Annotated in this window: 11 protein-coding genes; 2 read left to right on the top strand and 9 right to left on the bottom strand. The window is 60.5% G+C overall.

Annotated elements, in window-relative coordinates:
* Positions 1 to 28: 28 nt before the first annotated feature.
* Both ACSQ36_RS14010 and ACSQ36_RS14015 read right to left on the bottom strand, forming a co-directional pair.
* Entirely contained in the window at positions 29 to 964 is a 936-nt protein-coding gene (locus ACSQ36_RS14010) for an electron transfer flavoprotein subunit alpha/FixB family protein (RefSeq protein WP_436182316.1), read from the bottom strand.
* A gap of 13 nt (positions 965 to 977) precedes the next feature.
* On the bottom strand, positions 978 to 1,727 hold the full coding sequence (locus tag ACSQ36_RS14015; RefSeq protein WP_436182317.1) for an electron transfer flavoprotein subunit beta/FixA family protein: 750 nt from the start codon (positions 1,725 to 1,727) through the stop codon (positions 978 to 980).
* Positions 1,728 to 1,993: 266 nt separating this feature from the next.
* Between ACSQ36_RS14015 and ACSQ36_RS14020 the strand changes: the two genes are divergently transcribed.
* Positions 1,994 to 2,890, top strand: a complete 897-nt coding sequence (locus tag ACSQ36_RS14020; protein ID WP_436182318.1) for a lysophospholipase — start codon at positions 1,994 to 1,996, stop codon at positions 2,888 to 2,890.
* A gap of 35 nt (positions 2,891 to 2,925) precedes the next feature.
* Here the strand turns inward: ACSQ36_RS14020 and ACSQ36_RS14025 are convergent, their stop codons facing one another.
* A complete protein-coding gene (locus ACSQ36_RS14025; protein ID WP_436182319.1) occupies positions 2,926 to 3,849 on the bottom strand; it encodes a histone deacetylase family protein in 924 nt (307 codons plus the stop codon).
* 308 nt (positions 3,850 to 4,157) lie between these two features.
* Here ACSQ36_RS14025 and mltB point away from each other — a divergent pair, with 308 nt between their 5' ends.
* Positions 4,158 to 5,330, top strand: a complete 1,173-nt coding sequence (gene mltB, locus ACSQ36_RS14030) for a lytic murein transglycosylase B (RefSeq protein WP_436182320.1) — start codon at positions 4,158 to 4,160, stop codon at positions 5,328 to 5,330.
* Between the two features lie 94 nt (positions 5,331 to 5,424).
* Here mltB and cysM read toward each other — a convergent pair whose 3' ends face one another.
* From cysM to lapB, 6 genes are all read right to left on the bottom strand, one after another.
* Positions 5,425 to 6,327: a cysteine synthase CysM gene (gene cysM / locus ACSQ36_RS14035; RefSeq protein ID WP_213769051.1), complete on the bottom strand. Its 903-nt coding sequence runs from the start codon at positions 6,325 to 6,327 to the stop codon at positions 5,425 to 5,427.
* A gap of 1,252 nt (positions 6,328 to 7,579) precedes the next feature.
* Positions 7,580 to 7,903: a ComEA family DNA-binding protein gene (locus ACSQ36_RS14040; protein WP_436182321.1), complete on the bottom strand. Its 324-nt coding sequence runs from the start codon at positions 7,901 to 7,903 to the stop codon at positions 7,580 to 7,582.
* A 74-nt stretch (positions 7,904 to 7,977) separates the two neighbouring features.
* Positions 7,978 to 8,970, bottom strand: coding sequence for an ADP-glyceromanno-heptose 6-epimerase (gene rfaD, locus ACSQ36_RS14045; RefSeq protein ID WP_436182322.1), 993 nt, complete (start codon positions 8,968 to 8,970; stop codon positions 7,978 to 7,980).
* Positions 8,967 to 9,968, bottom strand: coding sequence for a D-glycero-beta-D-manno-heptose-7-phosphate kinase (gene rfaE1 / locus ACSQ36_RS14050; RefSeq protein ID WP_436182323.1), 1,002 nt, complete (start codon positions 9,966 to 9,968; stop codon positions 8,967 to 8,969). Before rfaE1 ends, rfaD begins: the two co-directional genes overlap by 4 nt.
* Positions 9,946 to 11,337 (bottom strand): UDP-glucose dehydrogenase family protein, encoded by a 1,392-nt coding sequence (locus ACSQ36_RS14055; RefSeq protein WP_436182324.1) that lies wholly within the window; start codon positions 11,335 to 11,337, stop codon positions 9,946 to 9,948. Before ACSQ36_RS14055 ends, rfaE1 begins: the two co-directional genes overlap by 23 nt.
* Before the next feature lie 138 nt (positions 11,338 to 11,475).
* A complete protein-coding gene (gene lapB / locus ACSQ36_RS14060; RefSeq protein WP_436182325.1) occupies positions 11,476 to 12,651 on the bottom strand; it encodes a lipopolysaccharide assembly protein LapB in 1,176 nt (391 codons plus the stop codon).
* Between the last annotated feature and the right edge of the window lie 73 nt (positions 12,652 to 12,724).

Here is a 12,724-nt window from a genome sequence, read left to right on the forward strand (position 1 = left end):
TCCTTCCAGCCAGTGGCTCTAAGAACGATCAACCAAGTTCTTTCACGAGCTCCGGTACGACCGTGAACAAATCGCCCACGAGGCCATAATCCGCCACGCCAAAGATAGGTGCTTCGGCATCCTTGTTGATCGCGACGATGACCTTGCTGTCTTTCATCCCGGCCAGGTGCTGGATCGCGCCCGAGATGCCGACGGCAACATACAAGTTAGGCGCCACGATCTTGCCGGTTTGGCCGACCTGATAGTCGTTCGGGACGAACCCCGCATCGACTGCCGCACGCGATGCGCCCAGCGCCGCGCCAAGTTTGTCCGCCAGCGGTTCGAGCACTTTCGTGTAGTTCTCGCCGTTGCCCAAACCCCGTCCGCCCGACACGATGATCTTCGCCGACGTCAGTTCCGGTCGGTCCAGCTTCGTCAACTCGCGGCTCACGAACTTGGAAATACCGCTATCGGCCGAGGCTTCGATCTTCTCTACCGATGCACTGCCGCCTTCTGCTGCCACCGGATCGAAACCCGTGGTACGCACGGTGATGACCTTGATCGCATCGCTCGATTGAACCGTCGCGATTGCGTTGCCCGCGTAGATCGGACGCTCGAAGGTATCCGGCGAATCTACAGCCGTGATGTCGCTGATCTGCGCCACATCCAGATGCGCCGCAATGCGCGGAGCGATGTTCTTACCGTACGGGGTCGCCGGCGCCAGGATATGCGAGTAGTTCTTCGCGATCAGGACCACCGTTGCGTCGATGTTCTCAGCCAGGCCATCGGCGAGTTGCGGTGCGTCGGCGAGCAGTACCTTTGCCACGCCCACAATCTTTGCCGCTGCATCGGCTGCTGCTTGCGCGTTCGAGCCTGCGATCAGCACATGGATATCGCCACCGATCTTCTGCGCTGCCGCGATGGTGTTCAACGTCGCCGATTTGATCGACTCGTTGTCGTGTTCTGCAATTACAAGAATAGTCACTTTGGAAACTCCCTCACAGAACCTTGGCTTCGGTCTTCAACTTCTCGACCAGCGTCTTCACGTCCGGCACCTTCACGCCTGCGGAGCGCTGCGGCGGTTCAGCCACTTTGAGCGTCTTCAGGCGTGGCGTCACGTCGACACCGAGGTCCGCCGGTTTGAGCGTTTCCATCGGCTTCTTCTTGGCCTTCATGATGTTGGGCAGCGTCACATAGCGCGGCTCGTTCAGGCGCAAGTCCGTGGTAATCACGGCGGGCAACGTCAGGGAAAGCGTTTCCGAACCGCCATCGACTTCACGGGCCACCGTGACTTTACCGTCGGCCACTGTCACCTTCGAGGCGAACGTCGCTTGCGGCAAACCGGCCAATGCGGCGAGCATCTGACCGGTCTGATTCGAGTCATCGTCAATGGCTTGCTTGCCGAGGATGATGAGTTGCGGCTGCTCTTTATCGACCAGCGCCTTCAAAATCTTCGCCACCGCCAACGGCTGCAATTCCTCAGTCGATTCGACCAGGATCGCGCGATCCGCACCGATCGCCATGGCGGTGCGCAGCGTCTCCTGACATTGCGTCACGCCGCACGACACCGCGATCACTTCTGTCGCCACGCCCGCTTCGCGCAGGCGCACGGCTTCTTCCACGGCGATTTCATCGAACGGATTCATCGACATCTTCACGTTCGCGATGTCCACTGCGCTGCCATCCGGCTTGACCCGGACTTTCACGTTGTAGTCGACCACGCGTTTGACTGGCACCAAGATTTTCATGCACACGCTCCTAAGTTACGAATACATCATCCCAAGCCCATTATAACGAGTGACTCCCGCCGCCGAATGCTTACAGCGGACTCGCGAGGAGTCCGTCAGGCTCTGCACAATCAGTAGGTGCTTATTTTTTACAGCACGATCGTTCGATTTTACGCATGAAACAGCATGGATGACAATCGGGAATGCGCTCTAAACGGCGCATTCCCGACTTTTCCGCCCACGCATCGGGACTATCATCTGCGGAATCCCGATTTTGCCGACAGGCCATGCAAAAACCCTCGCACAGCACGTATTCCACCAGCAGCATTGCCACCGCCGATGGCATCGACCTTCATCTTCATCGATGGCAAGCCGCCGCCACATTCCCCAAACCGCTGGCGCGAATCGCATTGGTGCACGGGCTGGCCGAACATGCTCGCCGATACGACGCCTTCGCGCTGCGCCTGAACGCGGCGGGCATCGAATTGATTGCCGCGGATCTGCGTGGTCACGGCAAATCGCCGGGCGAGCGCGTGTGGATCAACGCCTTCGACGACTATCTGCTCGACACCGGCGCGCTCCTCAACGCTGCGGACACAACCGCGCCGCTCAAGATCCCGCTGTTCCTGATGGGGCATAGCATGGGTGGCGCAATCGCAGCGCTTTATGCTGCCGAGCGCTTGCCGGAAAGCGGCCGGAAGCTGGCCGGGCTGATCCTGTCGAGCGCCGCGCTTAAAACCCCGGCCGACGCGCCGCGCTGGAAGCTCAAGCTGGGCGGCCTGATCAGCCGCGTGATGCCGCATTTCCCCGCCCTGACCATTGATCCAGCCGCGTTGTCCCGTGCGCACGGCGTGGTCGAGGCGAACCGGCGCGATCCGCTGGTGCATCATCGGCCAATACCGGCCAGGACGGCGGCGCAGATAGTGGTCGCCATGCGCCGCATCGCTGCACGACGCACGTCCATCGACTTGCCGCTCTTCGTGTTTCACGGCACGAAGGACGCGCTCGCCAACCCCGACGGCAGCCGCGAATTCGAAGCCAACACCGGTTCCACGGATACCACCCTGCTGATACTGGAAGGCAGTTATCACGAGACGCTCAACGACCTCGACCGGGATCGGGTAATCAAGGCGCTGATCGACTGGACGCTCGTGCGTGCCGAACTTCAGCGTTCGCGCATGTAGGGTCGGAGGCTTGCCGCGAGTCCTGCCATGAAGCGTCAGATGTCGGCGAGCGCGCGCACATGCGCGACCACGCTGCGCCCAAGCGCCGACAGGTTGTACCCGCCCTCCAGACTGCTCACTATCCGGCCCTTTGCATGCCGCTTCGCCACCGCACGGACCTGCTGGGTCAGCCACGTATAGTCGTTCTCGACAAGACCCATGTTGCCGAGATCGTCCTCGCGATGCGCATCGAAACCTGCGGAGATGAAGATCATCTGCGGCTTGAATTCGTCGAGTCTCGGCAACCACATCATGTCGACGGCTTCGCGCACAGCCATGCCTTTCGTACGCGCGGGCATCGGCAGGTTGACCATGTTCGATGCCTGATTATCGGCGCCGCTGTACGGATAGAACGGGTGCTGGAAAAAGCTGCACATCAGCACGCGCGGATCGCCCGAGAATGCGGCTTCCGTGCCGTTACCGTGATGCACGTCGAAATCGATGATAGCCACGCGCTCAAACCCATGCACTTCAAGCGCGTGACGCGCTGCGATTGCGATGTTGTTGAAGAAGCAGAAGCCCATCGCGCGCGCCGGTTCAGCATGATGTCCGGGCGGCCGCACGCTGCAGAACGCGTTGTCGTAGGTGCCGGCGATCACGGCGTCGGTGGCGGCGACCGCCGCGCCCGCCGCGCGCAACGCCGCGTGGTAAGAACCCGGGGACATCAGCGTGTCTGGATCAATTTCCGCGCGGCCCACGGAGGGCGCCGTCTCCCTGACGAAATCGATATGCGCCCGGGTATGAACCCGCGCCAGGTCCTCTTCGCTCGCGAGCGGCGCTTCTTCGCGCTCGATCAGCGTGTCGATACGGCTTGCGATCAACTGATCCTCGATCGCCTGAAGGCGCGCGGGGCATTCGGGATGCCACGGCCCCATGTCGTGAAGAAGGCAATCTGGATGGGTATAAAAGCCGGTAGCCATGATGGGTTGCGCAGCCGGGCGAGCCGTGCCGCGTGTCTCGTATCGTTCAGATGTTTTTGTCGGTCGCGGCGCTTGGCCCTTCCTGCCGCGCACCAGTGAGCGGCCGAACGCCGCACCGCGCGGGTTCTCGTTAAGTTACCACATTGGAAATGGTGCGGCCGTATGGCATCGCTTTTGCAGCGTCCGCGCCCGCTCACAAGGCTTTCGGGATAGCGTCGAAAACACGTCGGTTATACTGATCCGACTCTCGTATGCCCTGCGCGTTTTTCCAGCGCGCCTCGCGTTACACCGCCACAATTACGCACACTATGAACTTCAAGTTTGCTTCGACCGTCTTGCCTCTTTCGGCGCGAACCGCGCGCCTCGCCTCAGTCGCTGGTCTTGCTTGCGCACTTGGCACACTCGGTATCGGCCAGGCAGTTGCGCAATCGCAGCCGCAATCCGCACCAGCGCAAGGGCAAGTGTTCGAAGAGGAGATCGTGCCGCAGCGTTACGCGAACAATCCCAATGTGGACGCGTTCATTAACGACCTTGTTGCGCGTTACGACTTCGATTCCGCCGCCTTGCACGACCTGTTCAATCGCGTCAGTTATTCGGCAACAGCCGTGAAACTGGTCCTGCCCTCGCCTACGCCCGCCACCAAGAACTGGCGCGCGTATCAGGCGCGTTTCGTGGAGCCCGTGCGTATTGCCGCCGGCGTGAAATTCTGGCGCGCGAACCAGGCTGCTTTGCAGCGTGCATCGGATCAGTATGGCGTGCCGCCCGAAGCAATTGTCGGGATTATCGGTGTGGAGACAATCTATGGACGGTACATGGGTAATTTCCGCGCGCTCGATGCACTGACCACGCTCACCTTCGATTACCCCAACACGCCGAACCGCGCAGAACGGCAAGCGACGTTCCGCAAGAATCTCGAAGATCTGCTGGTGTGGACGCACGATCAGCAAATCGATCCGACCACCGTGCTCGGTTCGTATACGGGCGCGATCGGCATTCCGCAATTCCTGCCGAGCAGCATCGTGCAGTACGCGGTGGATTTTGACGGCAACGGGCACATCGATTTGCGGACCAGTCCCGCCGATGCCATCGGCAGTGTTGCGAACTATTTGAAGCAGCACGGCTGGGAATCGGGACGGCCGGTGGTCTGGAAGATTGCTGGCGACATGGGTAGCCAGGGCATTGCACAAGCCGCAGCCGATGGTCAGCCCGAGCCGCACTGGTCGCTCGCGCAGCTCACGAAAGCGGGCATGCTGATGAGCGAGCCGGGGCTCAATACCTTGGCGGAAGCGGGTACGCCGGTGACGGTCGTCGATTTGCCGACGCCGGGCCGCGCGACCGAATACACGCTCGGCCTGAAGAACTTCTACGTGCTTACGCGCTACAACCGCAGCTTCTTCTATGCACTCGCCGTGTATCAGCTTGGCGAAGCGGTGAAGGCGCAGATGGGCGCGGGCAATGCTGGCGTTTCAGCGTCGCAATGATGTCGCCGTCAGGCGTTTTTGATTCGCGCACTATGTAAAAAGCCCGGCAAATGCCGGGCTTTTTACATAGTGCTTCTGGCTTTGCTTTGGTGTCTCAGGCCGGGAATACGCCTGTCGACAGGTAGCGGTCGCCGCGATCGCAGACAACGAACACGATGGTCGCGTTCTCGACCTGACGCGCCACGCGCAACGCTACTTCGCACGCGCCGGCAGCGGAAATCCCGCAAAAAATGCCTTCCACCGATGCCAGCCGCCGTGCCATCGCTTCGGACGCAGCCTGGCTGACGCTTTCCGTGCGGTCCACGCGGCTTCGATCGAAAATTTTCGGCAGATAGGCTTCCGGCCACTTGCGGATACCGGGGATGCGCGAACCTTCTTCCGGTTGCGCCCCGACAATCTCGATATTCGCGTTCTGTTCCTTGAGATATTGCGACACGCCCATGATGGTGCCGGTCGTGCCCATGGCGGAAACGAAATGGGTGATGCGGCCTTCGGTGTCGCGCCAGAGTTCCGGGCCGGTGGTCTCGTAGTGGGCGAGTGGATTGTCCGGATTCGCGAACTGGTCGAGGATGATGCCTTTGCCGTCGCGCTGCATTTGCTCGGCGAGATCGCGGGCGTATTCCATACCGCCGGTGACCGGCGTCAGCACGATTTGCGCGCCGTAGGCGGCCATGCTTTGGCGACGTTCGATCGACAGGTCTTCCGGCATGAGAAGCACCATTTTGTAGCCGCGGATGGCGGCGGCCATGGCGAGTGCGATACCGGTGTTGCCGCTGGTCGATTCGATCAGCGTGTCGCCGGGCTTGATGCGGCCGCGCTCCTCCGCCTTCTTGATCATCGAGAGTGCCGGGCGGTCCTTCACTGAACCCGCCGGGTTGTTACCCTCGAGCTTGCCGAGGATCACGTTGTTGCGGCTGCGGATTTCGTCGTCCGGGATGCGGACCAGTTGCACCAGCGGCGTATTGCCAATGGTGTCTTCGATAGTCTTGTAAGCCATAGCGGTCGTGGGGTTGCTGCGGTCGATAAGCTATTGATTGTAGCCCAGGGGGGGTTCGTTCGCACTTGAGGGGTTTTGGCTGGGTGGGGGTGATGCCGAGGGGATGGGGATGGGGGGCAGTGCCGGGGTGTTGGGTTCTGGGGCAGCGGTCGGGGTCAATGCCGGGTTGCTGCTTTCAGGGTTAGTGGTCGGGGTCGATGCCGGGGTGGTCGGTTCTGGGGTTAGCGGTCTGGGTCAATGCCGGGTTGCTGCTTTCGGCGTTAGTGGTCTGCGAGAGTTGGATTTTCTCTTTATCACTATTAGCCACTGTGCGTGGTGGCACGTCGTTTCTTGGTCCTTAGCGACAAAGAAACGAAGCAAAGAAAACGCTTTTAAACCACGCTACCCTAAGTGTCCACAGCGAGCAGTTTTCATTCATAGGTGCCCCAAAAGCACGGTGCTCGCCAGAGCCACGGATGTGTGAACCCCTCCTTCTCGCGAATCCTGACACGAACACGCTTCGCCCCGTACGCTCTCGGGCAAGCACTATTGCTAAGGAATCCAAATGGCCTCACACATATTTACGGTCGCGGTTTTTTGGTGGGTTGACTCCCCGGTCTACGCGCCCATATTCACGCGTCACAGCCCGATGCGGATTTACTACCATTCAGTTTTTGGTGAGTTTGCTGCACGGCCTAGACAGTTATTTTCGTTGGATACGGCCTTACGCATTTTGGGGCTTTGTTACTTGGTAGGTTGGCTGCGTGGTTCGACGTGCGCACATATTTAGTGGGTGGTGTCCGCGGATAGCGCGGGGTGCCCCTTGGGCAGGTTCAATCACTGGTGGCGAAGCGTGTGGGTATCGGTGTTCGGAGAAGGAGGGGTTCACACATCCTCCGCTCTGGCGAGCACCGTGCTTTTGGGGCACCTATGAATCAAAACTGCACGCTGTGGACACTTAGGGTAGCGCGGTTTAAAAGCGTTTTCTTTGCTTCATTTCTTTGTCGCTTTGGACAAAGAAATGACGTGCCGCCACGCACAGTGGCTGACAGTGATAAAGAGAAAATCCGACTCTCGCAGACCACTAACCCTGAAAGCACCAACCCGGCATTGACTCCGACCGCTAACCCCGGAACCTGGCACCTTGGCACTAACCCCGACCGTAAACCTAACGCCCTAACGCCCAAACCCAGCCCACCCAGAACCCCGAGTGCGAACGAAAATCCATGGCGCATCAGGTCGACCGGCGCGCCGACCGATGCGCCGCATGGCATTACTTCTTGACGACACCTGCGCCAGCAGCCGGCTTAGCACCGGCAACCGCCACCGGCGTCCCACCCGGCCCAATGGTCAACCCTTCGGCCTGCAAGCGCTCAACCGTCTTGCCGCCCATACCCTTGACGCGTTTGCTCAACTCGGCCGCGTCTTTAAACGGACCATGTGCCTCACGCTCGTCGAGAATGGCTTTGGCCTTGGCCGGCCCAATACCCTTGATGCCGCGTAACGCATCGGAATTGGCGTTGTTGATATCTACGGCGGCGAACGCCGAACCAATCGATACAGCCAGCGTGAACGCCGCGAGAAGTTTCTTGATCATGTGAGTCTCCCTTGAAAACCGGTCCGCGATGATCGCTGACCGGGAGACCCAGTGTAAGAAAACGGCAGGTGCTTTTACAGCTGACCGAACAGCCAACGCACGTATCTGTTGACACCTTCCTGAACCGTCAGGAACGCCGCGTCATACCCTGCCTCGCGCAACTTCGACTGATCGGCCTGAGTGAAGCACTGGTACTTGCCGCGCAACGCGTCGGGAAACGGAATGTACTCAATCAAGCCACGCTGCACCAACTCCGACAGAGACAACGGCGCTTCGCCGTCAATTGCGCGCAACGAGTTCACCACCGTCGACGCAATGTCGTTGAACGGCTGCGCGCGCCCCGTTCCAAGGTTGAAAATGCCCGACGTCTCCGGATGATCGAAGAAGTGCAGGTTGACCTTCGTCACATCTTCAACGGACACGAAATCGCGCGTCTGCTCGCCCGCACCATACCCGTTGTATTCGCCGAACAGCTTGACCTTGCCCTCGGCGCGGAACTGGTTGAAGTTATGGAACGCAACAGACGCCATGCGTCCCTTGTGATCCTCGCGCTGCCCGTACACGTTGAAATAGCGGAACCCAGCAATCTGGGTACGCGCTTTCGGCAAGATCTGGCGCACGATCTGATCGAAGAGGAATTTTGAATAGCCGTACACGTTCAACGGCTTTTCGACATCCCGACGTTCCACGAATTCGCTCGATCCGCCATACACTGCCGCCGACGATGCATACAGGAACTGCACGCCCTGCTCCAGGCACGTGTCCAGCACGTCACGGCTATAGCGGAAGTTGTTGTCCATCATGTAGCGGCCGTCGGTTTCCATCGTGTCCGAACACGCGCCTTCATGGAAAATCGCCCTGACCTTGCCGAAATCACCGCGTTTAAAGCGCGCGACGAATTCGGTCTTGTCGAGGTAATCGTCGACTTCGCAATCGACCAGGTTCTTGAACTTGTCGGCGCGCGTGAGGTTGTCGACGGCGATCACACGCCGTTCGCCACGCTCGTTGAGCGCCTTCACGATGTTGCTGCCGATAAACCCGGCCGCGCCGGTAACAATAATTGTCATGGTGATGTCAGGGCGAAAAGTTCGTTGTAGTCAACGGTCGCCGTACCCAGCTTCCCGACGACAATTCCCGCCGCACGGTTGGCGTAAGCGATACAGTCGACCAGCGGCACACCCGCACCCAGCATAGTTGCAACGGTTGCAATGACCGTGTCGCCGGCACCCGAAACATCATACACTTCGCGCGCATCGGCCTGCGTGTGGACCACTTGGCCGGCGGTGAAAAGCGTCATGCCCTCCTCCGATCGCGTCAGCAGCAACGCACCGAGATCGAGCGATTCGCGCAGCGCCGTGACCCGTGCAAGCAAATCTTCTTCCGAGCTCCAGCGCCCAATCACTTCGCGCAACTCCGCGCGGTTCGGCGTGATCAGCGTGGCGCCGCGATACCGATCCCAGTCGTCGCCCTTCGGATCGACCAGCACCGGTTTGCCAGCCCGCTTCGCGTCCGCAATCATTTGCGTCACATGCGTCAGGCCGCCCTTCGCGTAATCCGACATCAGGATCACGTCATGTTGCGGCAAGAGCGTCCCAAACCGGGCCAGGCATGCGCTCAGGACTTCGTGAGTCGGCGTATTTTCGAAGTCGACCCGCAACAGTTGTTGCTGCCGCGACAACACGCGAAGCTTGATGGTGGTGAGCAATTCGGGATCGCGCTCGAGGAACGCAGTGACCCGGCTCTCGCCCAGCAATTCCACAATGCGTTCACCCGGCTCGTCGTGTCCGACCACGCACAGCAGGCCCGCCCGCGCGCCCAGCGCGGCCGCGTTGCGCGCCACGTTCGCCGCGCCGCCAAGCCGGTCTTCCTGGCGCTGCACATGCACGACGGGCACGGGCGCTTCCGGGGAGATGCGGTTCACATCGCCGAACCAGTAGCGGTCGAGCATCACATCGCCGACCACCAGCACACGTGCCGCCGCAATGCGCGCACGCGGAACCGGTGGAACGGGAGCGTGTGCAGCGATTGCAGGCACCGCTGCGTCAGGCGACAGGGAGTTCGACATGGGGACGTCCTATTGCAAAATAGTCGATGCCGAGTTCCGCCATCGCTTCCGGTTCGTACAGGTTGCGGCCATCGAAAATGACCGGTATTTTGAGCTCGCTCTTCAAATGCGCGAAATCCGGGCTCTTGAATTCCTTCCACTCGGTCACGATGACGAGGGCGTCCGCGCCGGGCAACGCGTCCTTTTGTGAATCGACGAAATGCAGGCGTTCGAGTTGCTGCGGTTTATCGGCGAGATCGAGCGCAAATACGCGGCGGCTTTCCGCCAGCGCCACAGGGTCATAAGCGCGCACCGTGGCGCCGCGTTCGAGCAGCGCGCCAATCAGCCGGCGGCTCGACGCCTCGCGCATGTCGTCGGTATTCGGCTTGAACGCCAGGCCCCACACGGCAAACGTGCGGCCGCGCAAGTCTTCACCCATGCGCTTCGTGATCTTGCCGACAAGCACTTCCTTTTGCAGATCGTTCACTTCTTCCACGGCTTCGAGAATCCGCAACCGATGCCCGTTCTCACGCGCCGTCTGCGCCAACGCCTGCACGTCCTTCGGGAAACACGACCCGCCGTAGCCGCAACCGGCATACAGGAAGTGGTACCCGATACGCGGATCCGAGCCAATACCGCGACGCACCGCTTCGATATCCGCACCCACGGCATCGGCGAGATTCGACAAATCGTTCATGAACGAGATACGCGTGGCGAGCATGGCGTTCGCCGCGTACTTCGTGAATTCGGCCGAACGCACGTCCATATAGAGCGTGCGATCGTGGTTGCGGTTGAACGGCCCGTAGAGGCGCTTGATCTTCTCGCGGGCGATCTGGCCGGCTTCATCGTCATCTACGCCGAGCACGATGCGGTCGGGACGCATGAAGTCGTCGACAGCCGCCCCTTCCTTCAGGAACTCCGGATTCGATAGAACCGAAAACCCGTGCTTCCCCGTCGGCTGGATTCCGCGCGCCTTCAGTTCCTGCTCGACTACGTTGCGCACGTGCTGGGCTGTGCCGACCGGGACCGTCGATTTATCGACGATCACCTTGAAGCCGTTTGCATAACGCCCGATGTTGCGCGCGGCCTCGAGCACGTACTGCAAGTCGGCGGAACCATCTTCGTCCGGCGGCGTTCCCACGGCGATGAACTGGATCTCACCGTGCTCGACGCTTTCCTGGATATTCGTGGAAAAACGGATGCGGCCGGCAGCACGCGTACGTTTCAGAATCTCGTGCAAACCCGGTTCGTGAATCGGCACGCCGCCGTTATTGAGGATGTCGATCTTGCGTGCATCGACGTCCAGGCAGAGCACGTCGTTGCCAATTTCAGCGAGGCACGCGCCGGTCACTAGTCCGACGTAGCCCGTCCCGATGATGGATATTTTCATAAGCGTTCCGGAGAGACCGGTAATTGTCGAAGGATCAGGCTAAAACAGCCGCGGAGTCCGATCGCGTCAAAGGTTGTGCGTCCTGAGCGGTCCGGGCCACGCGGGCCGCGGTCAGTCCGTGGATTGCGCAATCCGCGTTCAGACGGATGCGGTGATCGGCTCGACGCGGCGTGGCGCATAGGTTTCCCAGCCGCTACAGCCAGGACATTGCCAGTAAAAAAGACGCGCGCGGAAACCGCAATTCTGGCACGTGTAGCGCGGCAGGTTCTTGGTCCGCTGCTTCACGAGCGTGCGCATCAGTTCGAGTTCGCTGCGACGCGGTTCCTCGGCCGTAGCCACTTGCGCTTCCAGCAGCCGCGTCATGCCGGCGACATTCGGCGATGTCTGCATCTGGTGCCGCGCCAGCGCGTGGGCCGCGTCCATTCCGCGCAATTGCGCGACGTGCTTGAACGCCACGTCCAGCAGATCGTTCGACGGATAACGATTCACGTAGTCGACCAGCAAATCGACGCCTTCAGCCGTACGGCCGAGTTGTTCATAAGCCTGGACCAGTTTTTCGGCCACCAGGGGCAGATAGGCCGCATTCTGCCCTTCCACGCGACGCCAGCACACGATGGCCGCTTCCAGATCGCCACCGGCGGCATCCACGTCGCCCACTAGAATGGTCGCGCGCACATTCTCGGGATTGGCCGCGAGCGCGAGCTTCAGTTCCGCGCGGGCGTCTGCCGGATTCTTGCGCTGCAGCGCTTCTTGCGCGAGCTCGCAATGGAACTGGGCGACTTCCTTTTCAAGGGTCGCCGCGCCCATTTCCTGGATCCGGCCGGCGGTTGCGATCGACTTGTTCCAGTCCTTCTCGATCTCGTAGATAGTCAGCAACGCCCGTTGCGCGCCGAGCGCATATTCGCCCGCTTCGAGCGACCGGAACGTTTCCTCGGCGCGATCCAGCAGACCCGCCTTCAGGAAATCCTGGCCGAGTTCGAACAGCGCGTGATCGCGTTCGGCGACTGGCAGATCAGCGCGGCTCAGCAGGTTTTGGTGCACGCGAATGGCCCGGTCCGTCTCACCGCGGCGGCGAAACAGGTTACCGAGCGCAAAGTGCAATTCGATGGTTTCAGGATCGAGCTTCGCAACTTCGATAAAGGCGTCGATGGCCTTGTCGTGTTGTTCGTTCAGCAGGAAATTGAGGCCGCGAAAATACGAGCGCGGCAGATTCGCGTTTTCGGACAGCAGCGTTTTCAGGTCATAGCGCGATGCCATCCAGCCGAGAGCGAACGCGACCGGAATGACAAGCAGCCACCAGAAGTCTAGATCCATGCGAATTCTTGGAAAGGGTTAAGGACCAGCGCAGAATGCCGGAAATGGGCACCCACCGCGGGGCCAGGCAACG

Origin of the sequence: Caballeronia sp. LjRoot34 (assembly GCF_964253815.1) — a bacterium.
Classification (GTDB): Bacteria; Pseudomonadota; Gammaproteobacteria; order Burkholderiales; family Burkholderiaceae; genus Caballeronia.

Bases quoted from the DNA above. Each gene is read 5' to 3' on its own strand.
- ACSQ36_RS14015 (WP_436182317.1), bottom strand. From the start codon at position 1,727: ATGAAAATCTTGGTGCCAGTCAAACGCGTGGTCGACTACAACGTGAAA.
- ACSQ36_RS14020 (WP_436182318.1), top strand. From the start codon at position 1,994: ATGCAAAAACCCTCGCACAGCACGTATTCCACCAGCAGCATTGCCACC.
- ACSQ36_RS14025 (WP_436182319.1), bottom strand. From the start codon at position 3,849: ATGGCTACCGGCTTTTATACCCATCCAGATTGCCTTCTTCACGACATG.
- mltB (WP_436182320.1), top strand. From the start codon at position 4,158: ATGAACTTCAAGTTTGCTTCGACCGTCTTGCCTCTTTCGGCGCGAACC.
- cysM (WP_213769051.1), bottom strand. From the start codon at position 6,327: ATGGCTTACAAGACTATCGAAGACACCATTGGCAATACGCCGCTGGTG.
- ACSQ36_RS14040 (WP_436182321.1), bottom strand. From the start codon at position 7,903: ATGATCAAGAAACTTCTCGCGGCGTTCACGCTGGCTGTATCGATTGGT.
- rfaD (WP_436182322.1), bottom strand. From the start codon at position 8,970: ATGACAATTATTGTTACCGGCGCGGCCGGGTTTATCGGCAGCAACATC.
- rfaE1 (WP_436182323.1), bottom strand. From the start codon at position 9,968: ATGTCGAACTCCCTGTCGCCTGACGCAGCGGTGCCTGCAATCGCTGCA.
- ACSQ36_RS14055 (WP_436182324.1), bottom strand. From the start codon at position 11,337: ATGAAAATATCCATCATCGGGACGGGCTACGTCGGACTAGTGACCGGC.
- lapB (WP_436182325.1), bottom strand. From the start codon at position 12,651: ATGGATCTAGACTTCTGGTGGCTGCTTGTCATTCCGGTCGCGTTCGCT.